Origin of the sequence: Janthinobacterium sp. CG3 (genome assembly GCF_000344615.1) — a bacterium.
Classification (GTDB): Bacteria; Pseudomonadota; Gammaproteobacteria; order Burkholderiales; family Burkholderiaceae_D; genus Janthinobacterium.
Genome location: NZ_KB467824.1, coordinates 2,141,607 through 2,166,917, shown reverse-complemented (window position 1 = coordinate 2,166,917; position 25,311 = coordinate 2,141,607). Strand labels below are relative to the sequence as shown.

Sequence of the window (25,311 nt, the reverse complement as noted above, 5' to 3'; positions counted from 1 at the left end):
TAGTCCAAAGCGCTTTGAGTATATTTCAAAGGGCTTTGATAAGTAAAGTTTTTTGCTGGACGTTGTGTTGCGCTTTGACTACGCCGGGCGTTTGACGGCGCCGCTTTATTGTCGGGTTCGCCTTCTTGAGCCTGCGCAAACGGCCGCTACTATGACTGAATCAAGCGCCGGCGGCGGCGTCCAACCTGGCAGACGCAAGCTTTTGCACGGCGCACTGCGCGCGCATTGATCGACTCTGAAACAGTGGACTTTGAGTAAGGAAGCGCCCGATATGGACACCTATCTGATCACCGGAGGCGCCGGCTTCATCGGCTCCCACCTCGCCGAATCCCTGCTCGGGGACGGCCACGCGGTGATCGTCATCGACGACCTTTCCACCGGCAGCGTGGACAACCTGCGCGCGTTTTGCGCGCACCCGCGTTTCGAGCTGGTGCACGACTCGGTCCTGAACGAGCGGCGCATGGGTGAGCTGGTCGGGCGCGCCGACTTCATCTTCCATCTGGCCGCCGTCGTCGGCGTGGCGCGCGTGCTGGAGAGCCCGATCCGCACGATCCAGAACATCGTCCACGGCACCGACGTGGTGCTGCGGCTGACCAGCGAGCAAAACAAGGTGGTATTCGTCGCCTCGACCTCCGAGGTCTACGGCAAGTCGAACCAGTTGCCGTTTAGCGAGGGCGGCGACATGCAGCTCGGCGCCACCAGCAAGGGCCGCTGGTCGTACGCCTGCGCCAAGGCGATCGACGAATTCCTGGCGCTGGCCTACTTCCGCGAGCGCCAGTTGGCGGTGGTGGTGGCGCGCCACTTCAACACGGTCGGGCCGCGACAGTCGGCGCGCTACGGCATGGTGTTGCCGCGCTTTATAGAGCAGGCGCTGTCCGGGCAGCCGCTGACGGTGCACGGCGACGGCAGCCAGCAGCGCTGTTTCTGCTATGTCGGCGACGTCGTGTGGACGATTAAGCGCCTGGTGCTGGAGCCGAGCAATTACGGCAAGGTGTTTAACGTCGGCTCCGCCGAGGAGGTCTCGATCCTGCAACTGGCGCAGCGCGTCAAGGCGAAAATCGGCAGCGCCTCCGAGATCAGCTTCGTACCCTACCACCTGGCCTACGACAACAATTTCGAGGACATGCCGCGGCGCATCCCGGACCTGCAGCGCCTGCACGCGGCGCTCGGCTTCCGGCGCCTGATGCGGCTTGACGAGATCATCGAGCGCATGGCGGAGCACTACCTTGCGCGCGCTTGAAGCGGCGCCCGGCCCGCTGGCGCTGCTGCTGGCGCTGGCCGGCGGCGCGGCCGCCGCGTTGCCGCGGAGCGCCGCGGCCCAGGAGCCGGCCTGGAGCGTCGACGCCGGCACCGAGCCGTCGCGCGTCAGCCTGGGCGCGCGCGACGTCACCTGGTGGAGCAACCGGCTGCAGGCGAGCTACCGGGCCGGGCCGGACCGCGGCTGGTATGCCGCCGCCGAGAGCCAGCACCGCAAGCAGGGCGACGACCTCACCCTCAGCGCCGGCGGCTACCGCCGCATCGACAACTGGCTGCTGTCGGGCCAGGTCGGCGCCGGCGTGCGGCCGGAGTTCGCGCCGCGCTTCGCGCTTGAGCCGCAGCTGGGGCGCCTGTTCGGCAAGGTCGCGTTGCAGGCCGGTGCCGTGTACCGTTCGTTTCCGCAGTCGCGCGTGAAGATCGGCTCGCTGGCGGCCATCCTCTACCAGGGCGGCAGCGAGTTCGAACTCAAGCTGTCCTATGGCGCCACCGACCCGGTCAGGCACCACATCCGCGTCGCCGCCGTGCGCGCGACCTGGGACGGCGGCGCCGCGTACAGCTACGGCGCCAGCGTCAGCGCCGGGCGCGGCCTGTACGACGCCATCAACGTGCCCGGCGCCGACGCCAGGCGCGGCTTGATCGTCAACGCCAACCTGCGCTACCGCATCGACGCCGGCAGCAGCGTCAGGCTCGACCTGACGCTGGGGCGCGAAGAACCGTCGTTCCGCCAGCGCGCGCTGGGACTGTCATACCGGAGGGCATTTTGAACACTTTGCTGATCGCCGATTTGCTCAAGCACCCGCCGCTGTACGTCGCTGCCTTGCTGAGCGTGGCGCTGCTGTGGCTGACCCTGTCCGGCGCCTGCCTGCTGGGGCGGCGCCGCCACGACCGGCTGGCGGCCGCGCTGGCGCGCTGCGCCTGCGCGCGCCCCGGGCCGGGCGCCGGCGCGAGCGCGCTGGCGGCCTGGAACCGGGGCCTGTTGCGCCTGCTCAGAACACTGCCGCGCGACGCGCTGTACCGGCTGGCCTGCGACGGCGCCCAGCCGGACTGGCTCAAGGACGCGCTGGCCGCCGGCGCGCTAGCGCGCTACGGCGCGCGGCGCCTGCTGCGCGAGGCGGCCGGGCGACAGGGGCGGCGCGGGCGGGGAAACCCGTGGCGCCGCATCGGCGCGCTGCACCTGCTGTGCCAGGTACGCGCGGCCGGCATGCACGCGCTGCTGTGCGAGGCGCTGGCCCAGCCCGACCGCGCCGTCGCGGCGGCGGCGGTGACACTGTTGGGGACGCTGGGCGACCGCGCCGCCGCCGCCATCCTGGTGGGCGCGCTGCGGCGCAATTGGTACGCGCGCACATGCCTGGCGGGCCAGCTCGAGCGTTTCCCCGACGACGTCGCCGAGATGTTGCTGCCGCTACTGGACGACGCCGAGCCGGCGGTGCGGGTGTGGGGCATCCGCTTGCTGGCGCTCCGGCGCGGGCTGGCGCGGCTCGACGCGCGCCTAGCCGCGCACGCCGACGACGCCGACGCCGCCGTGCGCAAGGCGGCGGTGCAAGCCCTGGGCGAGTTGGGCGGGCCGTTGGCGGCAACGGTGGCGAGCCGCCTGGTGGCCGACACCACGGGTTTCGTGCGCGCCCACGCCGCGCGCGCGCTGGGCCGGCTGTTCGACCCGTCGCGGCAAGGCGACGGCGCGCTGGTGGCGCCGCTGCTGGCGGACCGCGACTGGTGGGTGCGGCTGGCCGCGCGCGAGGCGCTGGCGGCGATGGGCAGCGCGGTCTGGCGCGACGTCGCCGCGCAGGCGCACTCGGCCGACGCCTTCGCCCGCGACGGCGCCCGCGAGGTGCTCCGCCAGATCGGCGCGGGCCACGCCGCAGCCAGCCGCGGCGGCGCCGCGGTGTTCGCCTTTCCCCCGGCCGGCGCGGCGCCGGCCGGGCGCCGGCAGCTGTTGTCATGAGCGGCGCCGCCTGGCTGCACGGCGCCATCGGACTGGCGGTGGCCGGCAGCCTGGCCTACACGCTGTTGCTGTACGTACTGGTGCTGGCGCTGCTGCTGCTGTCGGCGCGCGAACACCGCCGCCGCGACCGCCTGCGCGGCGGCGGTGGCGACGACGGCACGGCGCCGTCGCGCCTGGCGCTGCCGGTCAGCGTCGTCGCCACCGCCTACAACGAGGAGACCATGGTGCTGGCCTCGGTGCGTTCGCTGCTGGCGCAGGACTACCTGGAATTCGAGCTCATCCTCGTCAACGACGGCTCGACCGACCGCACCCTCGAAATCCTGACGCGCGAATACGCGCTGCTGCCGCGCGTCGCGCTGTACCGCAAGCTGCTGCCGAGCCGTATGGTCGGCGACGTTTGCTATACCAGCGCCACGGACAAGCGCCTGACGGTGGTGTGCAAGGAAAACGGCGGCAACAAGGCCGACGCGATGAACTGTGGCATCAACTTCGCGCGCTACCCCTACCTGTGCTCGGTCGACGGCGACACGGTATACCACGGCGACGCGCTGCGCTCGGCGATGGCGCCGGTCAAGCTCGCGCCCGACGAGGTGGTCGGCGTGACCAGTTTTTTCGGCATCAGCCGCACCCCGGAGGCGCCCGACCTGGACGGCGCCGGCCTGCGCGCGGCCGAGCAACACTTGCTGAGCTGTTTCCAACACCTCGACCTGATGCGCTCCTTCGTCGCCTTCCGGCTGGGCTGGGCCAGGCTTGGCTGCATGATGTGCAACCCGGGCGGCTTCGCCATCTGGCGCCGCGACGCCGTCGTCGAACTGGGCGGATTTTCCAACGCCTTCAGCTGCGAGGACATTGAACTGACCTTCCGCGTGCATGAAAAATTCCGGCGCGAGGGCCGGCCCTACCGGATCGTCTCCCTGCCCGGGCTGATCGCCCGCACCGAGGGTCCGGACCGGCCGTCCGGGCTGATGCGCCAGCGCGCGCGCTGGCAAAAGGTGGTCCTCGAAGTGGTCTGGCACTACCGCGGCATGCTGCTGCGGCCGCGCTACGGCAGCGTCGGCATGCTGGCGCTGCCGTATTTCGTGCTGTTCGAGGCGCTCGCGCCGCTGGTGCAACTGTTCTCGCTGCTGGCGCTGGCGGCGGCGGCCGCGCTGGGCGTCGTCGACTGGGTGGCCTACGCCGCGCTGCTGGGCGTGACGGCCTTTGCCGGCGCGATTCCGACCACGGTGGCGCTGGCGCTGCACGACGCCGGCTACCGCGACTACCGGCCGCGCGCGCTGCTGCGCATGCTGTTGCTCGGGCCGCTAGACCTGTTGCTGTACCGGCCGTTGATCATACTCGCCGGCCTGCGCGGCACCGTGCAGTTCCTCAAGGGCGACCGCGGCTGGGACAAATTCGCCCGCAACGTGCGCCGGGACGGCGCCGCCGGCGCCCCGGCCGAAGGCAATTGAGGAATGCTGAAACGCCGCGCCCGGCGGCGCCGGCGTTCAGTGGGCCGGATTGGCTGAGCTGGCGCCCGCCGCTTGCCCCGCACCATCGCCGCCGGCACGCCCGTTCATTCACCCCCCCCCAAAAAAAGAAATTGACTATGGGAAATAGATTCTCGATAGAAAAATTTCTCTGAACCAATTCGAAGCGGCCGGCGTCCAAACAAGAGTTTGATCTTTCTCAACAACTCTTGCGGGCCTTCCCATGTCAAAAACCATTCCAACGCTGGCGCTGGCGCTGTTGTCCACCCTTGCCGCCTGCGGCGGCGCGTCGGACCCGGCCGGGGCGCCGGCCGGGCCGGCGCAACTGGCCGCCGCGCAGTCCGCCGCGCAGTCCACCGCGCAGTCGACCGCGCAGTCCGCCTATTCCGCAGCCGCCTTAGCCGCGCCGCCGGTATCCGAGCCGCAGCAAAGCATCCGCACCGCCGCCTCCAGTGTCGCCGCCGCCGTGCCGCCGGCGGCCCGACGCGCAATGTGGTCCTGGTACGACGCCGACATCGGCACCAGCGCGCGGCAGAGGGCCATGCTCGACTTCGCCACCGACCAGCGGGTCAGCGTCATCTACCTGCACAGCGAATCGCTGCTGACCAGACAGCCGGCGCTGCTGGCCGGCTTCCTCAACCGCGCGGCGGCCTACGGCGTCACGGTCGAGTTGCTGTTCGGCGCATCCGAATGGATGCTCAGCGCCAACCACCAGTACGCGCTCGACCTGGTCGCCAAATCGAACGCCTTTGTGGCCGGGTTGACGGGGGCGCGGCCGGCCGGACTGCACTTCGACATCGAGCCGCACTCGCTGCCGAACTGGAAAACCGACCAGGTCGCCATGGGCCAGCAATTAATCGACCTGTACCAGAAATTGGCGCGGGCCAAGGCGGCCGGCCTGTACCTGCACGCCGACATCGCGCTCGGCTACGAATACCTGACGTTGACGCGCGGCGGCGTCAGCAAGACCTTGTCGCAGTGGCTGATCGACAGCACCGACCGCGTAACCGTAATGTCTTACCGCGACGTCGCGCTGGGCGCCGACGGCATCGTCGCCCACGCCGCCCATCCGATCGCCTACGCCGGCACGCTCGGCAAGCTGGCCGTGGCCGGCGTCGAAACGGCCTGCAACGCCGAGCTGCCGAAGGTCACGTTCTGCGAGGAGGGCCGGCTGGCGCTGGAGGGCCAGCTCGGCAGCGTCGGCGCCTACTTTGGCGGGGCCGCCGGCTTCGGTGGCGTCGCCATCCACGACTACCGCAATTTCAAGGTCCTCAGGTAGGGGACTCGGGCGCAGGCGGGCGAATAAGTTCCATCCAGTTAATTGAAAACTTGCCAATATAGGACGGCCTGGGCGAAAGCGGCTACACTGGGCCGCCGGGCGCGCCGCGTCCGGCGCAATCGACAAGGCGGCAATTCCATGTATCACGGCGAACGCTTCAACAGCATTACCCACAGCGTCGGCGCTGCCCTGGCGGCGGTCGGCGGTGTGCTGCTGATCGTCCTGGCGGCGCGCTCGGGCGACCCGTGGAAAATCGTCAGCTTCAGCATTTACACGGCGATGCTGCTGGTGTTGTACCTCAGCTCGACGCTGTACCACAGCGTGCGCGGCGCCGCCAAGGACGTGCTGCGCCGCTTCGACCACTGCGCGATCTACCTGCTGATCGCCGGCAGCTACACGCCGTTTACGCTGGTCACCTTGCGCGGCCCCTGGGGCTGGTCGCTGTTCGGCGTGGTCTGGGCGCTGGCGCTGGTCGGCATCGCCCAGGAAATTTTCTACGCCAGGGGCGCGCGCGTGCTGTCGCTGGTGATCTATGTGCTGATGGGCTGGCTGGCCGTGGTCGGCGTCAAGCCGCTCATCGCCGGCCTGGGCTGGGACGGCTTCCTGTGGCTCGCCGGCGGCGGCCTGTTTTACACCGTCGGTATCGTCTTTTACGCCACCGACCATAAGGTCCGCCACGGCCACGGCATATGGCACCTGTTCGTCCTCGGCGGCAGCATCTGCCACTACGTCGCCGTGTTGCGCTACGTCGCCTAGCTCAAAGAATGGGTCGTTGAGCTGTTCCGCCAGCAATAAGGCTTGCTAGCGCCGGCGCGACAGCAGCAGGGCGCCCGCGGTCAGCGCGCTCAACAGCAGCGCCACCGGCAGCAGCTGCCCGTGCGGCAGCACCACGGCCAGGCTGCCGACGCCGGTGGCGATCATTTGCAGCGCGAAACCGAACAGGGCGGTGGCGTGGCTGCCTTGGCCTTTGACGGCGTCGAGCGCGGCCGCCATGCTGTTGGGGAACAGCACCGCCTGCCCCAGCGACACCGCGCAATACACCAGCAGGACCAGGGCCAGCAGAACGCCGCCGCCGAGCCGCCCGCTTCCCAGCGCGGCGGCGCCGAGCAGCAGGCCGGCCGCCAGCATCAGTTGCAGGCCGGCGCGCATCAGGCGCGCATAGCCCAGCCTTAGCGCCAGGCGGTTCACCAGCAGCGAGCCGCAAAAATACGCCAGGCCCAGCAGCAGGCCGGTGTTGCCGTACTGGCGGGCGCTCAGTCCCAGTTGGTGCTGGAATAGATACGGTCCGATTTCCTGCAAAAAGATCAGGCCGCCGTAGCCGAGCGCGCCGGCCACCATCGGCCGCAGGAAAGCCGGGTTGCGCAGCACCGCCAGATAGGCCGACACGTGCGATTGCCCCGCCGTCGGGCCGGCGCCGCGCATCGGCGTCAACAACACCAACGCGGTCAGCGCCGCGCTGATGGCGGCGAGCAAGAAAAACTCCGCCTGCCAGCTGGCGTATTGCTGCATCAGACCGCCCAGGAACTGGCCGCCGCCTAGCGCCGACACGAAGGAAAACGACAGATAGGACAGGTTGCGCGCCAGTTGCGCGCCGCTGGCGCCGTCGCGCACCAAAATCCGTCCGACGGTGGAGGCGCCGCCGGCGCCGACGCCCTGCAGCAGGCGCGCGACGATGAAGCCGGCGCCGTCGCTGGCGCCGGCCGCGGCCAGGCTGGCCAGGCCGAATAGCGCCAGCGACAGTAATAGCACGGTCTTGCGGCCGAAGCGGTCGGCCGCCGCGCCCCAGAACAGGATGGGCGCGGCGCTGCCGAGGAAATACGCCAGCAGCGACAGCGACGCCTGGTTCGGCGCCAGCCGCAGCGCCTGGGCGATGTCGGGCAGTGACGGCAGGTACAGCGTCACGCCCAGTTGCGTCAGAAACACCAACGCGCAACTGAGGGGGAGGGTGGTGCCGCTACGGTCGGCGGGGCAATACGATTTTACTTGCATGGAGGGGCTTAATCACTGGTCACTGGCGGATCGGGCGGGTGGCGGCCGCGGTGCGGCCGCCTCGGGAAGGACAGGTTTCAGCGCCGATGCCGTTGGCTGGGATTGGCAATGAAAACGGCGCTCAATATACCCGATCGGGCGGCGCCGAATATACGCGCATTGTTGCAACGGCCGCAAACCGGCCCGCGCGCTTGCCCTATAATTCCGTGACATGGCAAGCAAGGATCAAAGTGGACATTAATTCCGACGACCTCAAAACCTTCGTTGCGGTGATTGACAGCGGCACGCTCAGCGCGGCCTCGGTGCGCCTGGGCCAGACCACTTCCGGCGTCAGCCGCGCCCTGTCGCGGCTGGAGCAAAAGCTGGCCACTTCGCTGCTCACGCGCACCACCCGGCGCATGGAACTGACCGAGGAGGGCCAGTTACTGCTGGAACGCGCCCGCGCCATCCTGGCGTCGATGGAGGAGGCCGAGGAAAGCATCCGCATGCGCCGCCAGAGTCCGGCCGGGCGCCTGAGCGTGGACGCGGCCTCGCCGTTCATGCTGCATTGCGTGGTGCCGCACGTGGCCGAGTTCCGCGCGCTGTATCCGGATATCCGGCTTGAGCTGAGCAGCAACGACCGCATCGCCGACCTGATCGAGCACCGCACCGACATCGCCATCCGCATCGGTGCGCTGAGCGACTCGACGCTGCACGCTCGCGCACTCAGCGCCAGTCCGCTGTACGTGCTGGCCAGCCCGGACTACCTGCGCCGCCACGGCGTGCCGGCCACGCCGGAGGAGCTGGCCGGGCACGCGTTGCTGGGCTTTGCCGATTACGAGCTGGGCAACGCCTGGCCGCTGCGCCACCAGTCCGGCAACAGCCTGCAGATCGCGCCGGCGCTGGCCGCCACCAGCGGCGAAACGCTGCGGCAACTGGCGCTGCACGGCCAAGGCATCGTCTGCCTGGCCGACTTCATGACCCGCGACGACCTCGCCGCCGGCCGCCTGGAGAAGGTGCTGGAGCACTGCTATACCGGCTACCGCCAGCAGATCCACGCGCTCTACTACCGCAACACGCAGCTGTCGCAGCGCATTAGCTGCTTCCTGGAGTTTTTGCAGCGCAAGCTCTAAGGCGCCGTTAAGGCAGCACTTCGCTGTGCTGCTCGACCACGGCCGCTTGCACCAGCAAGCCGTTCAGCGCCGCCAGCAGCGAGCACCGTGGCGCGCGCCCGTGCTCGATTGGATCGCCGCCGACAGGCTGGCGCCGCCGGCATATCCTGATGCCGCCAAGTAAAGATTCCGTAGGTCGGATTAGCACAGCGTAATCCGACGCCGAGCCGCTGCCGACGCCAGTCGGGTTACGCCGTCCCGGCTATTCCGACCTACGACAATCCTTGCCGGCATACCCGGGATAGCGAAAATGCGGATGTGTGCGGCATCGTACAGTCGGGTGCGGTGCCCGGCGCTACGATGGTGGTGCGCGATGGGATGACGGCCCGAAAGAAGCCAGCGTCCCCTCGGCAGGTAAGCCGGTCGCCTCGAGGACCGGCACCAATTTCCCACCAGCGACATGCGCCCGCGCCGCGGTTTAGGAGCTGATCATGACACAGTCAAACCATCCCTCGAAGTACGCCGTACGTGAGTATCTGGAACGCCGTTCGCAAGAAGCCAAACCGCCGCCAACGCCGGCCGAGATCCGCCGCCAGCTGGGTTGGGAGCTGTTGGGCGTGTCGAAAACAGGGCGCTGCCTGCCTTCCTGAACTGGCCCGCGGTCCTCCACCCGGTTTCCCTTTACGCCCGCCGGCGCTGCCGCGCGCCATTCACCGGCGTTGCCGCGCCATTCGCCGAAAAGCGCTGTCGCCGCCCGCCATTCCCGCGTATCGTCACGATCAATCACTCTACCAAGGAGCCATCGTGACGACGAACAAGCTGTATTACCGGCGCAAGCAGCTACTCGGGGGCGCGGCCCTGATCGGCGTGGGTACGCTGTTCCTGCTTGACCGCCTCGACCTGCTCGAACTGGAGCTGCGCCAGCTGTGGCATTATTGGCCGCTCATCCTGGTCGCGCTCGGTGTCAACAAGTTGCTGCCGCCAACCTCGCCCAGGCACATCCTCGGCGGTTTGTGGTTGATTTACTTCGCCGCCTGGTATTACATCTCGTTCGAACAGATGTGGGGTATGTCGTTTGGCGTCACGTGGCCGTTCCTGCTGATCGGCTGGGGTGTCGGGCTGGTGCTCGAGCCGCTCTTGAACCGCCACTTCTTCGCCACGGAGTACTTCCATGAAAAATAGACGGCAATTGAACTCGCCCAGCCAGATCCTGCTGGGCGTCGCCGTGATCCTGCTGGGTTTTTTGTTCCTGCTCGATAACCTGGGCTTCATCAACTTCCGCTTCACCTTTCATTTTTGGCCGACCATCCTGATCGTGGCCGGCGTCCTGAAGATCGCGCAAAGCCACACCACTTCCGGCTACGCGGTCGGCGGCGCGATGTTGTTGTTCGGCCTGTTGTTGACGCTCAAGCGCCTCGGCCTGCTGTTCCTGAGTTGGAACACGGTCTGGCCTTTGCTGATCATCGTCCTCGGCGTGTCGCTGGTCTACAAATCACTGGGAGGACGGCGCGCGACGGGCGCCGCCCAAGTCGCGCCGGACGACAAGCTTGCCGAAGCCGAAGCCGAAGCCCAAGCCGAAACCGTTATCGACGGCGCTGCCGGCGGCGACAGCGACAGCCTGATTAACGTCGCCGCCATCCTGGGCGGCTACCACCGGCGCATCACCACGCCGAACTTCCGCGGCGGCGAGATCACCGCCATCATGGGCGGCTGCTCGCTCGACCTGCGCCAGTGCTCGATCCAGGGCGAGGCGGTGCTGACCGTGTTCGCGCTGTGCGGAGGCATCACCATCAAGGTGCCGCCGGACTGGAGCGTCGTCTTGCAGGGCACGCCCATCCTCGGCGGTTTCGAGGAAAAGACCGCGGCGCCGCCGGACCGCTCGAAACGCCTGCTGGTTAAAGGCGCCGCCATCATGGGCGGCCTCGAAGTGCGCAACTAGCCGATGCCGGGGCCGTTATCGAGCCGGCGCGGCGCCGCGCTGTACGCGCTGGTATGCCTGGGGCTGGGGCTGGCGCTGGCCGGCGTGATCGTCGCCGCCGCCGGCGCGCGCTGGCCCAATGCGCTGCTGTTCGCCTTGCCGCTGACGCTGGTGTACGCGGTCGCGGCCGGCTTTTCCGCCTATTATCTGTGCCGCGCCTACCCGCTGAACGGCGCCCGCCCTCTCGGCGTCGTCGGCGTCATGGGGCTTGCCGCGCTGTGCGCCGGCATGCTGTGGAACGCGCTGGCCGAAGCCTGGAACGCGCTGCTGCTGCTGTTCGAGCTGCGTTGGGCCGGCCTCACCCTGACGCCGGCGCTGTCGCTGTTGATGTTCGGCCTGGGCGCGTTGCTGTACGCGCTGGCGCTGGCGGTGCATTTCCTGGCCGTCGAGTTTCTGCGCGCCGGCGCCGCCGAGCAGGGTGAAATGCAGTCGCGCCTGATGGCGCAGGAGGCGCAACTGCGCATGCTGCGCTCGCAAATCGACCCGCACTTCCTGTTCAACAGCCTCAATTCGATCAGCGCGCTGACCTCGATCAACCCGGCCGGCGCCCGCGAGATGACCTTGCAGCTGGCCAGCTTCTACCGCCGCAGCCTGGGCATGGAGGCGCATAAAAAAGTCACGCTTGAGCAGGAAATGGCGCTGGTCGGGCACTTCGTCGCGATCGAACAGATCCGCTTCGGCGAGCGCCTGCGCGTCGAGGAGGCGATCGACGCGGCCGCCGCGGCCTGTCTGGTGCCGCCGATGATCATCCAGCCGCTGCTTGAAAACGCCGTCAAGCACGGCATCTGCAACATGACCGAGGGCGGCGTCATCCGCATCGAGGCGCGCCGGCTCGGCAGCCTGCTGCGCATCAACGTCGTCAACGCCATCGACGCCGACCTGGCGCCGGCGCGCGCCGGCGGCGTCGGCCTGGACAACGTGCGCCAGCGCCTGGCCGGCGCCTACCTGCACGAGGCCAGCATCCATTGGGCGCGGCGCGACAACAGCTTCGGCGTGGAAATCAATATGCCGGCGCAAACCAGCGAGGAATAAATAATGAAAACCAGCGTGAGGGGAAAAAAATGCGCGTAATTATCGTCGACGACGAGGCGCTGGCGCGCGCGGTGCTGCGCGAATTCCTCGGCCGCCACCCGGACATCGACATCGTCGCCGAATGCGCCAACGGTTTCGACGCCGTCACGGCGATCGCCGAGCTGGCGCCGGACCTGGCCTTGCTCGACATCCAGATGCCGCGGCTGGACGGCTTCGAGGTGGCCGAGCTGGCCGCCGGCAAGACCCGCTTCATCTTCGTCACCGCCTACGACCAATACGCGCTCAAGGCCTTCGACTGCCACGCGCTCGACTACCTGCTCAAGCCCGTCAGCCAGCAGCGCCTCGACCAGGCGCTGGCGCGCGCCCGCGACGGCGTCGTCGCCGACGGCGCCCTCGGGCGCGTGCTGCGCGAGGCGGCGGCGCAACGCCAGCCGCTGGCCCGTCTGCTGATCCGCGACGGCGCCAAGGTCCACGTCGTCGCCTGCGACAAAATAGACTATATCGAGGCGCAGGACGACTACGTGCAAATCCGTTCGGAGGGCAAGTCCTACCTGAAAAGCCAGCCGCTGAGCGAGTTCGAAAGCCAGCTCGACCCAGCCGGCTTCGTGCGCATCCACCGTTCCTACCTGCTCAACATCGCCTGCGTCAGCCGCATCGAGCAAGCCACCAAGGACAGCCACGTTGCGGTGCTGAAGGACGGCGCCAGGCTGCCGGTCAGTAAAAGCGGCCACCAAAAGCTGAAGCGCCTGCTGCCGTAGCGTGACCACACTGAATAAAGTTGGTCGAGGACGCAACGGACGTCCGTTAAGACCCGCGCTTTAGTACTTTCTTAGTTCTTCCGTAGCACGATGTGCGTTGCGGATTCGGTTGGCACGTGCTCGGTGCAATGAAATCCTAGACTTGGCAGGTCAAGTCCTGCGAACAATGATTCACCCGATCCGAGCAATACCGGGGAGATTGCCAGATGCATCTCGTCGACCAAGCCGGCGCGCAGATACTCGCGAATAGTCGCCACGCCACCCCCGAGACGCACATCCTTGCCGTTTGCCGCTCGTCGGGCTTGAGCGTAAGCGGACTCGATGCCGTCGGTGACGAAATAAAAGGTAGTGCCACCTTTCATCTCCAGCGGCGCGCGGGGGTGATGGGTTAACACGAACACGGGGACATGATACGGAGGTTCCTCTCCCCACCAGCCTTTCCACTCGTCGTCTGGCCATGGCCCGCGGATTGGACCGAACATGTTCCGGCCCAGAATCCAGGCGCCGATGTTCGCAAAGCCGCGGGCGGCAAAATCTTCGTCTGGACCGTCTACGCCTTTGCTTTCGTCTCCCATCATGCGTTGGAAAGTGCGAGTGCCGCGGAACCACTGGTGCAGCGCCTGCGCGTGCTCACCCATTGGATTTTCCAGGCTCTGGTTCCTGCCTGCGCCAAAGCCATCGAGCGATATGGTGAAGCTTTTTACCTTTAGTTCGGACATCATATCTCCTTGTAATCTGCGTCCAGATTCCTCTACTCTACACGAACGGTCCGGGCCGAGCCGGGCCTGGGAGCGCGTCGCCGGCGGGCGCGGCATTCATCCAGCCAGCGCCACATGCCACCAGGCCGGCAGCAGGCGCCTGACCTCGGGCCGGGCGAAGCGGTCGTCGATCAGGTACACCACGCCGCGGTCGGACTCGCTGCGGATCACGCGCCCGGCCGCCTGCACCACCTTTTGTATGCCCGGATATAAATAGGTGTAGTCGTAGCCGGCGCCGAACACCGCCGCCATGCGCTGGCGTATTTGTTCGTTCACCGGGTTGATTTGCGGCAGGCCTAGGGTGGCGATGAAGGCGCCGATCAGGCGCGCGCCGGGCAGGTCGATGCCTTCGCCGAAGGAGCCGCCCAGCACCGCGAAGCCGATGCCGCGGCCGTCGGCGCGAAAGCGCGCCAGGAACTGCGCGCGGCCGGCTTCGTCCATGCGCCGTTCCTGGCGCCACAGCGGCACGTCCGGGTGGCGCTCCGCGAACAGCGCGGCGACCTGTTCCATGTAGTCGAAACTGCTGAAAAACGCCAGGTAGTTGCCCGGCTGTTCGGCGTACTGGCGCGCCATCAGCACGACGATGGGTGCGAGCGAGGCGGCGCGGTGTTGGTAGCGCGTCGATATCGCGCCGACCACGCGCACCGCCAACTGCCCGGCGTCGAACGGCGAGTCGACGTCGACCCAGGCCGTGTCGTCGGGCATGCCGAGCGTGTCGCTGTAATAATTCCACGGACTCAGCGTGGCCGAGAACAGCGCGCTGCTGCGGCAGGCGCCGAAGCGCTGCTTGAGGAAGGGCGCCGGGATGATGTTGCGGATGCACAGCAGCGTGCCGCCGGCCTCCTTGCTGGCGTCGAACAGCGAATGTTCGCCGAAGGACTCGCTCAGGCGCGTGAACAGCAGCGCGTCGAAGTAGAAGCGCTGCAGCTCGGCGTCGACGGCGCGCGGGTGCTCGGCGAAGTAGTCGCCGATGGCGCCGCTGGCGCCTTGCAGCGCGTCGAGGAATTTCTCCGGGATGGCGTCGTAGACCCGGTATTCGGGGTTGGGCAGCTCCTGCTGCGCCTTCTCCAGCTGCGTCCATTGCCGGCCCAGCCGCGCCAACGGCTTCTTCAAGGCCTCGGGCGCGCCCTTGCGCAGCGCCTTCAAGGCGGCGTGGCGCAACTCCGCCGAGTACATCTTGCGCGCCCGCGACACCATGTTGTGGGCCTCGTCGACCAGCACGTTGACCTTCCAGTCGTTGGCCACGGTCAGGCTGTACAGCATGGCGCTGATGTCGAAGTAGTAGTTATAGTCGCCGACGACGACGTCGGCCCAGCGCGCCAGTTCGGCGGCCAGGTAGTACGGGCAGACCTGGTGCGCCAGCGCGACGTCGCGCACGCTCGCCTTGTCGAGGATGTCGGCCCGCAACGCCGCCGCGCGCGCCGCCGGCAGCCGGTCGTAGAAGCCGCGCGCCAGCGGGCAGGAGTCGCCGTGGCAGGCCTTGTCGGGATGCTCGCAGGCGCTGGTCTTGGCGCTCAGCTCCAGTACCCGCAACGGCAACGCGCCGGCGTGGCGCTTGATGGTGGCGCAGGCGTCCAGCGCCAGTTGCCGCCCGGACGTCTTAGCGGCCAGGAAAAATACCTTGTCGAGGCCGTGTTCGGCGCTGGCCTTGAGCATCGGGAACAGGCTGCCGACGGTCTTGCCGATGCCGGTCGGCGCCTGCGCCAGCAGCGCGCAGGAGCGGCTGCTGGCCTTGTACATGGCCTCGGCCAGCGCGCGCTGGCCGGGCCGGAATTGCGGGTGCGGGAAGCGCAACGCGCGCAATTGCGCGTCGCGCGCGCTGCGGTGCGCCATCTCCCGCTCGGCCCAGGCCAGGAACAGGCCGCACTGGCGCTCGAAATAGGCTTGCAGCGAGGCGGCGCCGTGGTCCTCGTAAAACAGCGTCTCCCGTTGGCTGCCGATGTCGAAATACACCAGCGCCAGGCGCAGTTCGGCCAGGCCCAGCTTCTGGCACAGCAGGTGGCCGTAGATGCGCGCCTGGGCCCAGTGCAACTGCCTGTGGTTGGCCGGCATCGCCGCCAAGTCGCCGCGGTAGGTCTTGATCTCGTCGAGTTGGCCGCGCTCCGGGTCGTAGCCGTCGGCGCGCCCGCGCACGCGCAGCGCGCCGAATGCGCCCGCCAGGCTCACTTCGCGCTGGTAGCCGGCGCCGCGGCGCGCCGTCACCAGCGCGTGGCCGGCGATGCCTTCCTGGGCCGAGGGGGAGGGCGTGAAGCGCAAATCCAGATCGCCTTCCTTGGCGGTGAATTCGCACAGCGCGCGCACCGCGACGACGTACGGGGTTTCGTCGTTCAAGCGCCGGCCCCGCTCCATTGCAGATAGCAGACGCTGACCGGCATGTCGTGCCGCGCGCAATAGTCGAGCCAGCGCTTCTGGCTGTCCTGCAGGCGGTCGCCCGGCCCCTTCACTTCGATCATCCGGTAGCGCTTCTCGGCCGGCCAGAACTGGATCAGGTCGGGGAAGCCGCTGCGGTTGGCCTTGATGTCGAGCAGGATGCGCTCGAACCATTTGCGCAAATGCGCCGCCGGGATGCAGTCCAGCGCCAGCGCCAGCAGCGCTTCGTCGAGCACTTCCCAGCTGACGAACGGCGACTGCAGGCCGGCCTTGCTGGCGTAGTTGGCGCGGATGGTACGGCGGTACTTGTCGCTGTCGAGTTCGGCCAGGCAGGCGTCGAACTCGGCCGCCCGGCGGCGCTGGAAATCGGCGCTGTGCAGGTCGGCCGGGCCGCGGTGGAAGGGGTGGAAGAAGGCCCCGGGTATCGCCTTGAACACGGCGCCCCAGCACAGCAGCCCGAACAGGGAATTGATCAGCGCGTTCTCGACGTAATACACCGGCGCGTCGGCGCTGCTCAGATGGTCGCGTACCACCGCCTCGACGTAGCAGGGCGCCGGCGGCGGCGGCAGGCTCAGGTCGACCCGAGGCACCGTCGCGGCCGGCGTCGCCGCAAGCTTGGCGTGGCCCAGCTTGCGGCGCAGGCGCGGCGCGATGCGCAGCAGGTGCTGGCGCTCGGCCTCGCCCTCGGGCGCCTGCCAGGCGCCGCTGAGCCACTCGAAGGCCAGCGCCTCGCGCCCGCTCTTTTCCAGCACGCGGATGGCGCGCACGCGCGCGCCCGGATAGGCGCACCGCGAATACGCGTCGAAGGCGGCGTCCCAGTCCCGGCATTTTTCCAGGTGCTGGGCGATCTGGAACAGCAGCTTCTCGCGCCGGCTGGCCAGCCAGTCGTTGTCGAGCGCGCTGGCGGCCAGCTCGCGCAGTACCTCGGCGGCCGGCTCGTTGTCGTTGAAACGCTCGCGGCAGCGCTGCAGCGCCAAGTAGTCGTCGATATCGCGGCGGTTGCGAAAACCGCGCGAGGACGCCGAGAACTCGACCTTTTCATATTTGTACACGCCCAGGTCGGACAGGACGAACTCGGTCCAGTCCTGGGTGAAGTTGCCGAAGAAGATAAGGCGCAGGCGGTCGCACAGCGGCTTGCCGACGACGTGGTACAGGTGGTCGCCCGAACGCTCGTACCACGCCGAAAAGCGGAACTGGCCGGCGTACTCGGCGCGCAGCGCCGCCAACTGCTCGGCCTTGCGCGCGCCCTTTTCGTGCAGCGACAGGCGGAAGACGGCGCCGATTTCCGGCTTCAGCAACAGGTCGAACAATTGCTCGATGGTCAGCAGCGGGTCGTTCTCGATCCAGCCCAGCGCCAGCAGCGGCAGCGCGGCCGCGTGGGTGTCGCCGACCTCGGCGTAGACCAGCTTGCTGGCGCGGAACAGGCAGCCCTTGCGCATGACCATGCGCACGAACAAGGAGCGCGACGGCTGCGGCAACAGCGGGAACCGGGCGATGAAGGCGGCTTCCTCGGCCGTCAGCAAGTCGCTGTAGCGCTCGCCTATCCACTCCAGCACCCGGTGGAAGTTATCCAGGTAGTACAGCGGGTTTTCAAGGATTTTGATCATGGCGGAGCGAGATTAACTGTGTTTTTATACAGTCTATCGTGTCGCGGCGCGCTTGCACAGGAAATTTAGCGGTGTGGCGGGGGAGATTGAAACCAGGGGCGTGGCCCTAGGGTCAGGCCCGCGGGTCTGACCCCCGGCTTTTCGCCCTGGATGGATGGTTAGCGTGGTAGGCGCGCGTATTATTTTCCGGCCGGTTTCGCGGCCTGTTCCTGCGTCGTCGCGACCTGCTCGGCGGCCTTGGCGATTTGCTCCTCGACCGCTTGCACCGCCTGTTTGGTGGCCTTGGTCACCTGCTCGTAGCCGAGGAAGGCGTTGTCGATCGCCGTCTTGATGATGGCCACCGCGTTCTCCGAGCCGGGGCGCACGTTCTTGGTGACGTCGTAGATCAGCGCGCTGAGGTTGCTTTTCGCCTCGGCGACGTGGGCTTCGGCGGCGCTGGTGAATTCGTTGTGGATGTCCTTGATGATTTCGCCCAGCTGCTGGTGGTAGGCGGTGACGCCGGCGACGCCCGGTTGCACCTGCGCGCCGACCGCCTCCAGGGCCGCCTTCGGGTCCTTGGCCTGGCTGATCTCCTTGCCGGCCGCCATGGAGTCCTCGACGCCGGACTTGGCGGTGGCGACGTTCAGCGCGACCACTTGCTCGACCCCTTGCACGGCCTTGCTGGTGAGGGCGTTAAAAGTCATCAGTTGAAATTCAAACAAGGCTTTGGTGGCGGACGCGAATTGCTCGGGATTGGTGAACATGTAGTCTCCTCAGTGTGAACTCAGTTAAAACGATGATCTTCTCGATTGCTGCGACGTGATGGCTGTTTGTCCGGCTGCCCCGTGTTGTTATGGCCCCATTATTTAGCAAGCAGCAATTTTTCGCAACGGCTATCTTTGTACGGCCCCATGGCCCGCTCCCAGCCCGGCCCGAGCGGAAATTGCGAGCACGCGTACTGGCCATCGATTTTGCTGCGGTATTGGTACCAGGGCGCCGGTCCGGCCAGCGCCGCGGCGCACAGGGCCAGCAGCGTGGCGGCGGCGCCGATTGTCGCGATGCTGTTCGATGGCATACAGAGTCCTTGTCGAGGCGGCCGGGGCCGCCGTCCTGCCGGGCTGCGGCAGTTCTGTTGCCTCACAGCGTACAGCAATTCGGCGGCGCTGGCGAATCGCCCCGCGCGCCGCCTCGGTTCAGGGCGCCGGCGCCGGCGCCACCGTCGGCAGGTGCAGCGTGAACGTGGTGCCGCCGGCGCCGGCGCTGGCCGCCTCGATGCGCCCGCCCAGCACGCTGGTGACCAGGTTGTGGGCGATGTGCAGGCCCAGCCCGGAGCCGCCGGAACCCAGTTTGGTGGTGAAAAACGGATCGAACACGCGTCCCAAGTGGGCCGGCTCAATGCCGGCGCCGTCGTCGGCGATCGACAGCGCCAGCTCGCCGCCGGCGCCGGCCTCGGCGCGCAGCACGATGCGGCCGCGCTCGCGGCCCTCGAAGGCGTGGCGCAGGCAGTTCTCGAACAGGCTGCTCAGCACCTGGCCGAGCGCGCCCGGATAGCTGTCGAGCAGCAGCCGCCCGGGGATCAGCTGGTCCACCGCGAAGCCGCTGTCCTTCAACTGCGCGCACAGCGGCAGCATCAGCTCGGCGACGAACTGGCGCAGCTCGAAGCGGCGCCGCTGCGAACTGGCGCGGTCGACGGCGATCTGCTTGAAGCTCGACACCAGGTTGGCGGCGCGCTGCAGGTTGCGCAGCACGATGGCGTCGGCCTCGGCCGCCTGGCCGAGGTAGGCTTCCAGCACCGAGCGGCGCAGGCCGCCGTCCAGGCCCTCGCGCAGCAGGCGGGTACGCTCGGCCATCGTGCTGCACACCACCAGGCTGTTGCCGATCGGCGTGTTCAGTTCGTGGGCGATGCCGGCCACCAGCGCACCCAGCGCGGCCAGCTTGTCGCGCCGCACCAGCTCGCCCTGGGTGCGCGACAGCGTCTCCAGCGCGCCGGCCAGCTCGGCGTTGACCAGGTCGGCGCGTTCCTTGGCCAAGGTCAGCGCGGCGGTGCGCTGGGCCACCAGCGCCTCGAGCTCGCTGCGGTGGCGCTGCAGCTCGCGCTCGTGGCGGCTGCGGCCGATGGCGATGCCGGCGATGTGGACGGCGACTTCGAGCAGGCGCAGGTCGTCCTCGCTCGGGCGTCGCACGGCGCGGTAGTACATCGCGAAGGAGCCGAGCACCCGCTCCCGGCCCTGGATCGGCACCGACCAGCAGGCCCGCAGGCCGTGTTCGCCGGCCAGCGCCCGGTAGGGCGCCCACAGCGGGTCGTGCTCGATGTCGCCCACCAGCACCGCGCCCTTGCGGTACATCGCCGTGCCGCAGGAGCCGGCCGCGGGGCCGATGGCGACGCCCTCCAGCGCCGCCAGGTAGGCGGCCGGCAGGCTAGGCCCGGCGCCGCCGCGCATGTGGCGGCCGTCGTCGTCGAGCAGCATCACCGAGCACAGCACGCCGCGCGACTGCGCCTCGATCATCAGCAGCAGGTGCGTCAGCGTCTGCTCCAGCGGCGCGCCCTTGGCGATCATTTCCAGCAGACTGTTCTGGCCGGCGCGCAGCGCCTCGGCCAGCTTGCGCGCGGTCAGGTCGACCACCCGCACGTGCACTAGGCGCCGGCCCGGCACCGACAGCATCAGCAGACGCACCTCGCAGGCGACCTGGCGCCCGTCGCTGTCCAGGCAGACGGCCTCGAACACGTTCATGTCGCCAGCCAGCGCCTGGGCGATCTTTTCGGGGATCAGCGCGGCGGCGGCGCGCCCGCCCGGCTGCAGCGGCGCGCACAGGCGCACCAGGTTGGTTTGCAGCAGGGCGTCGACGCTGCGCCCCAGCAGCTGGACGGCGTGGTGGTTGACGTCGATCAGGCGGTCGTTGTCGACGTCGAGCAGCAGCACCGCCTCGGGCGAGCCGGCCAGCACCGAGTGGTAGTTCACCTCCAGCGTCTGCGGGTGGGTGGCCACCGGCGGGCGCGCCGGCCCGGCGCCGCCGGCGTCCTCGCGCAGCGCCAGTTCGACCAAGATCTTCTCGGTCAGTTCAAGGGCGTTGCAGGGCAGTTTGATGTAGTCGGCGGCGCCGGCGCCGATGCTGCGGCTTTGCTCGGCGGCGCTGGGCGCGGCCGACAGCAGGAACAGCGGCGCGGCGTGGCCGCCGGCGGCGCCGATCAAGCGTTGATAGGCGCCGGCCAGGTCGGCGCCGGCCAACGCCGCGTCGAGCAGGATCAGGGCGATGCCGTCGCCGGCCAGCGCGACGGCGCGGTCGAGGTCGCGGGCCCGCACGTCGCGCAGCCCGTGCCGGTCCAGTTCGACCAGCAGCTCGTGCATGTCCTCGGGCGCGCGGGTGATCAGCAAAATGCCTGAGCGTGCGGGCTGGGACGGAAGTGGCTGTTTCATGGCGGCGCCTTGGTTGCCGGTGCGATGGATCGCGATTCGTTATTGATTGCCGGCGCGACTGGCCAACGCAGCTGAGGCGCTGGCGCGGCGAGCCGTCCGGCTTTGTGCGCTAGTGTGCCACCAACGCCCGGACGAGTAAACCTAAGCGGCCTCATCGGCTGATAGCGCCGCCCGCGCCGAGGCGATGCCGGATAGCTCTGCTCGATCCAGTCGACCAGCGCGGCCAGCCGTTGCGCCGCCTCGCGCCCCAGCGGCGTCAGGCTGTACTGCGTACTTACTATTCGTAAGTATAAACCTTATGATGGTTTTTTCGTCCCCCCGCCACAGCGCCGCGCAGCACCGGAACGTGGTCGACGCCGCCAAGCGCGCCGGCGTCGAACTGCTGGCCTACACCAGCGTGCTGCACGCCGCCACCTCGCCGCTGGCGCTGGCCGGCGAACACCGCGCCACCGAGGCGGCGATTCTCGCCTCCGGCCTGGCGTCGACTTTCCTGCGCAACGGCTGGTATCTGGAAAATTATACCGCGCACCTGGCGCCGGTGCTGGCGCGTGGCGCCGTGCTCGGCAGCGCCGGCGACGGCCGCGTCGACGTTGGCGCGGGCGGGTTTGGCCGCCGCATAAGCATGATTGCGGGCCTGCCGGGGCATCTGTCGCAGAGGACATGAAAAAAGCCGCAAACTCATTTCTGAATGTGCGGCTTTCTCATTTACTGCGTATCCGGTAGATGGTGCCCACGGAGGGACTCGAACCCCCACACCTTACGGCACATGGACCTGAACCATGCGCGTCTACCAATTCCGCCACGTGGGCACTGTTACTGCAACTTCTGCTATTATACGGTCTTGGAGAGTTTTGCGCCAGATGAACTTTCGTTCCATACTGCACATCCACTCTAGTACCGCTTTCCCGTCGCTGGCATTCTTTTTCAAGTTTGCCGCTGCGAGAGACCAAGATTATAGATGAATTTCGGCGGATGTCAAATGCCTGCCAAATCTTTTTAAAATACCCTCATGCGTTAGGTAAACCGCGCCGTCCTCCGGTACACTACGGGCTATCACCGTGTCAATATTGACGGTGATTTCATCGGCCGTTACCCCGTTTGATCACTGTCAATAATAACTATAGAAATACTTTTGAGCCAAAATACCCACACCATCCCCAGCCGGGAGGAAATTCTCGGCATATTCCGCAGTGTTAATGCGCCGCTAGACCCGCAGGCACTTGCGCAGTCGTTGGAAGTGCACGCCGATTCCTTGGACGTGCTGGTTCGTCGCCTGAAGGCGATGGAACGCGACGGCCAATTGAAATCCGATCCCACCGGCGTGTTCGTGCTGGCCGACCAGGGCGGCTTCGTCGCCGGTCGCGTCAGCGCGCACCGCGACGGTTTCGGTTTCGTCATCCCCGATGACGCCAGCGCCGACCTGTTCCTGTCCGAAAAGGAAATGCAGAAAGTGCTGCACGGCGACAAGGTCATGGCGCGCGTCACCGGCACCGACCGCCGCGGCCGCCCCGAGGGCACCATCGTCGAAGTCGTCAGCCGCGCCAACAGCCATGTCATCGGCCGCCTGCTGAACGACAACGGCGTCTGGGTCGTCGCACCGGAAGACAAGCGCATCGGCCAGGACATCCGCGTCGAGGGTTCGCCCGGCAAGGCCAAAGCCGGCCAGATCGTCAGCGTCGAGCTGACCGAGCAGCCGTCCCGCTTCAAGCAGCCGGTCGGACGCATCGTTGAAGTGCTGGGCGCGCTCGACGACCCCGGCATGGAAATCGAAATCGCCGTGCGCAAGTTCGGCGTGCCGCACATCTTCTCGAGCGCCGCGCTGAAGCAGGCCGCCAAGCTGCCGAGCCAGGTGCGCGACGAGGACATCGACCTGGGCTCGCGCGTCGACTTGCGCGACGTGCCGATGGTCACCATCGACGGCGAAGACGCCCGCGACTTCGACGACGCCGTGTATTGCGAGCCGGTCAAGGTCGGCCGCAGCAACTGCTTCCGCCTGATCGTCGCCATCGCCGACGTCAGCCATTACGTCAAGCCGAACGACGCGCTCGACGTCGACGCGATCGAACGCAGCACCTCGGTGTATTTCCCGCGCCGCGTGATTCCGATGCTGCCGGAAAAACTGTCGAACGGCCTGTGCTCGCTGAACCCGGCGGTCGACCGTCTGACGCTGGTGTGCGACGCCGTCGTCACCGACAAGGGCGACATCAAGGCCTACCAGTTCTACCCGGCCGTGATCCACTCGGCCGCGCGCCTGACGTACACGGAAGTGGCCGAAATCCTCGGCAACACCAACGGTCCCGAAGCGGAAAACCGCGCCGACATCGTGCCGCACCTGCAGAACCTGAACGACGTCTACCGCGCCCTGTTGAAGGCGCGCAGCGTCCGCGGCGCGATTGATTTCGAGACCACCGAAACCTATATCGTTTGCAACAGCGCCGGCAAGATCGAAAAAATTATTCCGCGCACCCGCAACGAAGCGCACAAGATCATTGAAGAGTGCATGCTGGCGGCCAACGTCTGCGCCGCCGATTTGCTGCTGCGCCACAAGCATCCGGGCACCTACCGCATCCACGCCAGCCCGACGAAAGAAAAGCTGACCCAGGTGCGCACCTTCCTCAAGCAGGTTGGCCTGACCCTGACCGGCGGCGACACGCCGGCCGCGTCGGACTACGCCACGCTGATGAAGCAGGTCAAGGAACGTCCGGACGCGGCGCTGCTGCAAACCATGCTGCTGCGCTCGATGCAGCAAGCGGTCTACAGCCCGGACAACATCGGCCACTTCGGCCTGGCGTACGAGGCGTATGCCCACTTCACCAGCCCGATCCGCCGCTACCCCGACTTGCTGACGCACCGCGCCATTAAGGCGATCCTGCAAGGCAAGCGCTACGAGCCGAAGCTCGCCGACACCACCGTGCTCAACACCAACGTGTCGAACGCGACGCGCAAGCAGCAAGCCAAGGACAAGGCCGAGGGCAAGCAAAAGCAAGCCGCCGACCTGACCGTCTGGGACGCGCTGGGCGTGCATTGCTCGGCCAACGAGCGGCGCGCCGACGAAGCCTCGCGCGACGTCGAAGCCTGGCTGAAGTGCTACTTCATGCAGGACAAGCTGGGCGAGGAATTCACCGGCATGATTACCGGCGTGACCACCTTCGGCATCTTCGTCCAGCTCGACCAGTTGTTCGTCGAGGGCCTGGTGCATGTCACCGAACTAGGCACCGACTACTTCCAGTACGACGACGCGCGCCATGAACTGCGCGGCGAACGCACCGGCAAGCGCTACCAGCTGACCGACCGCGTCACCGTGCAAGTGGCGCGGGTCGACCTGGAAACGCGCAAGATCGACCTGCGCCTGGTGTCCGAACCGGGCACCGAGGAAGACGAAGCGCCAGGCGACAAGGCCGGCAAAAAAGGCGGCCGCAACGCCAAGAGCATGGTGAAACCGGGTCCGACGACCCAGTCGCGCCATGAAATCAAGGCCAGCGACAGCGGACGCGGCGCCAGCGCCAAGCCCGCCGCCAAGCGTTCCAGGGCCAGCGCCGCGGCGCCAGCCCCGGCTCCGGCCGCGCCACGTACAGCAAAAACTGTTTCAAAATCCAGCAAGAAGAAGCGATAACAAATGAAGAATAAAATGATTTTCGGGTTCCACGCCGTGACCTCGCGTCTGCGGCATGAGGCCTCGTCGGTGGAAGAGATTTTTGTCGATGCGAGCCGGGTTGACCGCCGCATGCAAGACATGGTCGCCGCCGCCAAGGCCGCCGGCGTGCGCGTCATGCCGGTGGACTCTTCCCGCCTCGACAAAATTGTCGGCACCCGCCGCCACCAGGGCGTGATCGCCTTCGCCTCCGAACTGGCGCTGGCGCGCAACCTCGACGAGCTGCTCGACGCCATCGACGGCCCGCCGCTGCTGCTGGTACTCGACGGCATCACCGATCCGCACAACCTGGGCGCCTGCCTGCGCGTGGCCGACGGCGTCGGCGCGCACGCGGTCATCGTGCCGAAGGACCGCGCGGTTGGCTTGAACGCCACCGCCGCCAAGGTCGCCAGCGGCGCCGCCGAGACCGTTCCGTACATCACGGTGACGAACCTGGCGCGCACCATGCGCGAACTGAAAGAGCGCGACATTTGGCTCATCGGCATGTCCGACGACGGCGACAAGGGCCTGTATGAAGGCGACTTCAGCGGCCCGACCGCCCTGGTTATGGGCTCGGAAGGCGAGGGCATGCGCCGCCTGACCCGCGACACCTGCGACATGCTGGTCAGCATTCCGATGTTCGGTTCGGTCGAAAGCCTGAACGTGTCGGTCGCCGCCGGCGTCTGTCTGTACGAAGCGCGCCGCCAGCGCCTGGCCAAGGAATCCGCCTAACCGCGTTTTCAGGCAGGGCGCCGGAG

General features: G+C 67.5%; 23 protein-coding genes and 1 tRNA gene. 15 read left to right on the top strand and 9 right to left on the bottom strand.

Translation table 11 applies throughout. From position 1 onward, the window contains the following. The first annotated feature begins 271 nt into the window (after window positions 1-271). The 6 genes from JANGC3_RS0109345 (at window position 272) to trhA (ending at window position 6,700) form a co-directional block, all read left to right on the top strand. Window positions 272-1,240, top strand: coding sequence for a GDP-mannose 4,6-dehydratase (locus JANGC3_RS0109345; RefSeq protein ID WP_017876224.1), 969 nt, complete (start codon window positions 272-274; stop codon window positions 1,238-1,240). Beyond that, window positions 1,227-2,021 carry a YaiO family outer membrane beta-barrel protein gene (locus JANGC3_RS0109340; RefSeq protein ID WP_017876223.1) on the top strand — a complete coding sequence of 265 codons (795 nt, stop codon included), beginning with the start codon at window positions 1,227-1,229 and terminating at the stop codon, window positions 2,019-2,021. Before JANGC3_RS0109345 ends, JANGC3_RS0109340 begins: the two co-directional genes overlap by 14 nt. Next, on the top strand, window positions 2,018-3,199 hold the full coding sequence (locus JANGC3_RS32525) for a HEAT repeat domain-containing protein (protein ID WP_157406545.1): 1,182 nt from the start codon (window positions 2,018-2,020) through the stop codon (window positions 3,197-3,199). The genes JANGC3_RS0109340 and JANGC3_RS32525 overlap by 4 nt, the downstream gene beginning before the upstream one ends. Beyond that, window positions 3,196-4,647, top strand: a complete 1,452-nt coding sequence (locus tag JANGC3_RS28915; RefSeq protein WP_017876222.1) for a glycosyltransferase family 2 protein — start codon at window positions 3,196-3,198, stop codon at window positions 4,645-4,647. Before JANGC3_RS32525 ends, JANGC3_RS28915 begins: the two co-directional genes overlap by 4 nt. A gap of 241 nt (window positions 4,648-4,888) precedes the next feature. Then, complete coding sequence (locus tag JANGC3_RS0109325) at window positions 4,889-5,944, top strand: hypothetical protein (protein WP_017876221.1); 1,056 nt, start codon at window positions 4,889-4,891, stop codon at window positions 5,942-5,944. A gap of 138 nt (window positions 5,945-6,082) precedes the next feature. Next, the gene (trhA, locus tag JANGC3_RS0109320; RefSeq protein ID WP_017876220.1) at window positions 6,083-6,700 is read left to right on the top strand and encodes a PAQR family membrane homeostasis protein TrhA; all 618 of its coding nucleotides are present in this window, start codon (window positions 6,083-6,085) and stop codon (window positions 6,698-6,700) included. A 45-nt stretch (window positions 6,701-6,745) separates the two neighbouring features. On the opposite strand, the gene JANGC3_RS0109315 is transcribed toward trhA, so the two are convergent. After that, entirely contained in the window at window positions 6,746-7,933 is a 1,188-nt protein-coding gene (locus JANGC3_RS0109315) for an MFS transporter (protein WP_035787570.1), read from the bottom strand. Window positions 7,934-8,163: 230 nt separating this feature from the next. Here JANGC3_RS0109315 and JANGC3_RS0109310 point away from each other — a divergent pair, with 230 nt between their 5' ends. Then, a complete protein-coding gene (locus tag JANGC3_RS0109310) occupies window positions 8,164-9,045 on the top strand; it encodes a LysR family transcriptional regulator (RefSeq protein ID WP_017876218.1) in 882 nt (293 codons plus the stop codon). A 7-nt stretch (window positions 9,046-9,052) separates the two neighbouring features. On the opposite strand, the gene JANGC3_RS32520 is transcribed toward JANGC3_RS0109310, so the two are convergent. Beyond that, on the bottom strand, window positions 9,053-9,232 hold the full coding sequence (locus tag JANGC3_RS32520) for a hypothetical protein (RefSeq protein WP_157406544.1): 180 nt from the start codon (window positions 9,230-9,232) through the stop codon (window positions 9,053-9,055). A 283-nt stretch (window positions 9,233-9,515) separates the two neighbouring features. Between JANGC3_RS32520 and JANGC3_RS33210 the strand changes: the two genes are divergently transcribed. The 5 genes from JANGC3_RS33210 (at window position 9,516) to JANGC3_RS0109290 (ending at window position 12,792) form a co-directional block, all read left to right on the top strand. Next, a complete protein-coding gene (locus JANGC3_RS33210) occupies window positions 9,516-9,674 on the top strand; it encodes a hypothetical protein (RefSeq protein ID WP_198292013.1) in 159 nt (52 codons plus the stop codon). Between the two features lie 154 nt (window positions 9,675-9,828). Next, window positions 9,829-10,206 carry a LiaF transmembrane domain-containing protein gene (locus JANGC3_RS0109305; protein ID WP_017876217.1) on the top strand — a complete coding sequence of 126 codons (378 nt, stop codon included), beginning with the start codon at window positions 9,829-9,831 and terminating at the stop codon, window positions 10,204-10,206. After that, window positions 10,196-10,963 carry a LiaI-LiaF-like domain-containing protein gene (locus tag JANGC3_RS0109300; RefSeq protein ID WP_026132765.1) on the top strand — a complete coding sequence of 256 codons (768 nt, stop codon included), beginning with the start codon at window positions 10,196-10,198 and terminating at the stop codon, window positions 10,961-10,963. Before JANGC3_RS0109305 ends, JANGC3_RS0109300 begins: the two co-directional genes overlap by 11 nt. Before the next feature lie 3 nt (window positions 10,964-10,966). Then, window positions 10,967-12,034: a sensor histidine kinase gene (locus JANGC3_RS0109295; protein WP_017876215.1), complete on the top strand. Its 1,068-nt coding sequence runs from the start codon at window positions 10,967-10,969 to the stop codon at window positions 12,032-12,034. A gap of 29 nt (window positions 12,035-12,063) precedes the next feature. Next, window positions 12,064-12,792 (top strand): LytR/AlgR family response regulator transcription factor, encoded by a 729-nt coding sequence (locus tag JANGC3_RS0109290; RefSeq protein WP_017876214.1) that lies wholly within the window; start codon window positions 12,064-12,066, stop codon window positions 12,790-12,792. Between the two features lie 71 nt (window positions 12,793-12,863). On the opposite strand, the gene JANGC3_RS0109285 is transcribed toward JANGC3_RS0109290, so the two are convergent. The 6 genes from JANGC3_RS0109285 to JANGC3_RS0109260 all read right to left on the bottom strand — a co-directional run bounded on the left by JANGC3_RS0109285 (window position 12,864) and on the right by JANGC3_RS0109260 (window position 20,922). Beyond that, window positions 12,864-13,511: a dihydrofolate reductase family protein gene (locus JANGC3_RS0109285; protein ID WP_026132764.1), complete on the bottom strand. Its 648-nt coding sequence runs from the start codon at window positions 13,509-13,511 to the stop codon at window positions 12,864-12,866. Window positions 13,512-13,607: 96 nt separating this feature from the next. Continuing rightward, entirely contained in the window at window positions 13,608-15,899 is a 2,292-nt protein-coding gene (locus JANGC3_RS0109280) for an ATP-dependent DNA helicase (protein ID WP_017876212.1), read from the bottom strand. Then, window positions 15,878-17,527 carry a VRR-NUC domain-containing protein gene (locus JANGC3_RS33205; protein ID WP_017876211.1) on the bottom strand — a complete coding sequence of 550 codons (1,650 nt, stop codon included), beginning with the start codon at window positions 17,525-17,527 and terminating at the stop codon, window positions 15,878-15,880. The genes JANGC3_RS0109280 and JANGC3_RS33205 overlap by 22 nt, the downstream gene beginning before the upstream one ends. Before the next feature lie 179 nt (window positions 17,528-17,706). Next, the gene (gene phaP, locus JANGC3_RS0109270) at window positions 17,707-18,270 is read right to left on the bottom strand and encodes a TIGR01841 family phasin (RefSeq protein WP_017876210.1); all 564 of its coding nucleotides are present in this window, start codon (window positions 18,268-18,270) and stop codon (window positions 17,707-17,709) included. Between the two features lie 98 nt (window positions 18,271-18,368). Next, on the bottom strand, window positions 18,369-18,581 hold the full coding sequence (locus JANGC3_RS0109265; protein ID WP_017876209.1) for a hypothetical protein: 213 nt from the start codon (window positions 18,579-18,581) through the stop codon (window positions 18,369-18,371). 118 nt (window positions 18,582-18,699) lie between these two features. After that, entirely contained in the window at window positions 18,700-20,922 is a 2,223-nt protein-coding gene (locus JANGC3_RS0109260) for a PAS domain-containing sensor histidine kinase (RefSeq protein WP_026132763.1), read from the bottom strand. Window positions 20,923-21,220: 298 nt separating this feature from the next. On the opposite strand from JANGC3_RS0109260, the gene JANGC3_RS33630 reads away from it, so the two are divergent. Further along, complete coding sequence (locus tag JANGC3_RS33630; protein WP_017876207.1) at window positions 21,221-21,586, top strand: NmrA family NAD(P)-binding protein; 366 nt, start codon at window positions 21,221-21,223, stop codon at window positions 21,584-21,586. Between the two features lie 60 nt (window positions 21,587-21,646). Here JANGC3_RS33630 and JANGC3_RS0109250 read toward each other — a convergent pair. Next, a tRNA-Leu gene (locus tag JANGC3_RS0109250) sits at window positions 21,647-21,731 on the bottom strand. A 323-nt stretch (window positions 21,732-22,054) separates the two neighbouring features. Here JANGC3_RS0109250 and rnr point away from each other — a divergent pair. Both rnr and rlmB read left to right on the top strand, forming a co-directional pair. Next, a complete protein-coding gene (gene rnr, locus JANGC3_RS0109245; protein WP_026132762.1) occupies window positions 22,055-24,535 on the top strand; it encodes a ribonuclease R in 2,481 nt (826 codons plus the stop codon). Window positions 24,536-24,538: 3 nt separating this feature from the next. Beyond that, window positions 24,539-25,285, top strand: a complete 747-nt coding sequence (rlmB, locus tag JANGC3_RS0109240) for a 23S rRNA (guanosine(2251)-2'-O)-methyltransferase RlmB (protein ID WP_017876205.1) — start codon at window positions 24,539-24,541, stop codon at window positions 25,283-25,285. Window positions 25,286-25,311 lie beyond the last annotated feature (26 nt).

What these genes read in the sequence shown, in the direction of transcription:
- JANGC3_RS0109325 (WP_017876221.1), top strand. Translation starts at nt 4,889, where the DNA reads ATGTCAAAAACCATTCCAACGCTGGCGCTGGCGCTGTTGTCCACCCTT.
- JANGC3_RS0109290 (WP_017876214.1), top strand. Translation starts at nt 12,064, where the DNA reads ATGCGCGTAATTATCGTCGACGACGAGGCGCTGGCGCGCGCGGTGCTG.
- rlmB (WP_017876205.1), top strand. Translation starts at nt 24,539, where the DNA reads ATGAAGAATAAAATGATTTTCGGGTTCCACGCCGTGACCTCGCGTCTG.
- JANGC3_RS33630 (WP_017876207.1), top strand. Translation starts at nt 21,221, where the DNA reads ATGATGGTTTTTTCGTCCCCCCGCCACAGCGCCGCGCAGCACCGGAAC.
- JANGC3_RS33205 (WP_017876211.1), bottom strand. Translation starts at nt 17,527, where the DNA reads ATGATCAAAATCCTTGAAAACCCGCTGTACTACCTGGATAACTTCCAC.
- JANGC3_RS0109345 (WP_017876224.1), top strand. Translation starts at nt 272, where the DNA reads ATGGACACCTATCTGATCACCGGAGGCGCCGGCTTCATCGGCTCCCAC.
- JANGC3_RS0109260 (WP_026132763.1), bottom strand. Translation starts at nt 20,922, where the DNA reads ATGAAACAGCCACTTCCGTCCCAGCCCGCACGCTCAGGCATTTTGCTG.
- JANGC3_RS28915 (WP_017876222.1), top strand. Translation starts at nt 3,196, where the DNA reads ATGAGCGGCGCCGCCTGGCTGCACGGCGCCATCGGACTGGCGGTGGCC.
- JANGC3_RS0109315 (WP_035787570.1), bottom strand. Translation starts at nt 7,933, where the DNA reads ATGCAAGTAAAATCGTATTGCCCCGCCGACCGTAGCGGCACCACCCTC.
- JANGC3_RS0109300 (WP_026132765.1), top strand. Translation starts at nt 10,196, where the DNA reads ATGAAAAATAGACGGCAATTGAACTCGCCCAGCCAGATCCTGCTGGGC.
- JANGC3_RS0109280 (WP_017876212.1), bottom strand. Translation starts at nt 15,899, where the DNA reads ATGGAGCGGGGCCGGCGCTTGAACGACGAAACCCCGTACGTCGTCGCG.
- JANGC3_RS0109265 (WP_017876209.1), bottom strand. Translation starts at nt 18,581, where the DNA reads ATGCCATCGAACAGCATCGCGACAATCGGCGCCGCCGCCACGCTGCTG.
- phaP (WP_017876210.1), bottom strand. Translation starts at nt 18,270, where the DNA reads ATGTTCACCAATCCCGAGCAATTCGCGTCCGCCACCAAAGCCTTGTTT.
- JANGC3_RS0109285 (WP_026132764.1), bottom strand. Translation starts at nt 13,511, where the DNA reads ATGTCCGAACTAAAGGTAAAAAGCTTCACCATATCGCTCGATGGCTTT.
- JANGC3_RS0109295 (WP_017876215.1), top strand. Translation starts at nt 10,967, where the DNA reads ATGCCGGGGCCGTTATCGAGCCGGCGCGGCGCCGCGCTGTACGCGCTG.
- trhA (WP_017876220.1), top strand. Translation starts at nt 6,083, where the DNA reads ATGTATCACGGCGAACGCTTCAACAGCATTACCCACAGCGTCGGCGCT.
- JANGC3_RS33210 (WP_198292013.1), top strand. Translation starts at nt 9,516, where the DNA reads ATGACACAGTCAAACCATCCCTCGAAGTACGCCGTACGTGAGTATCTG.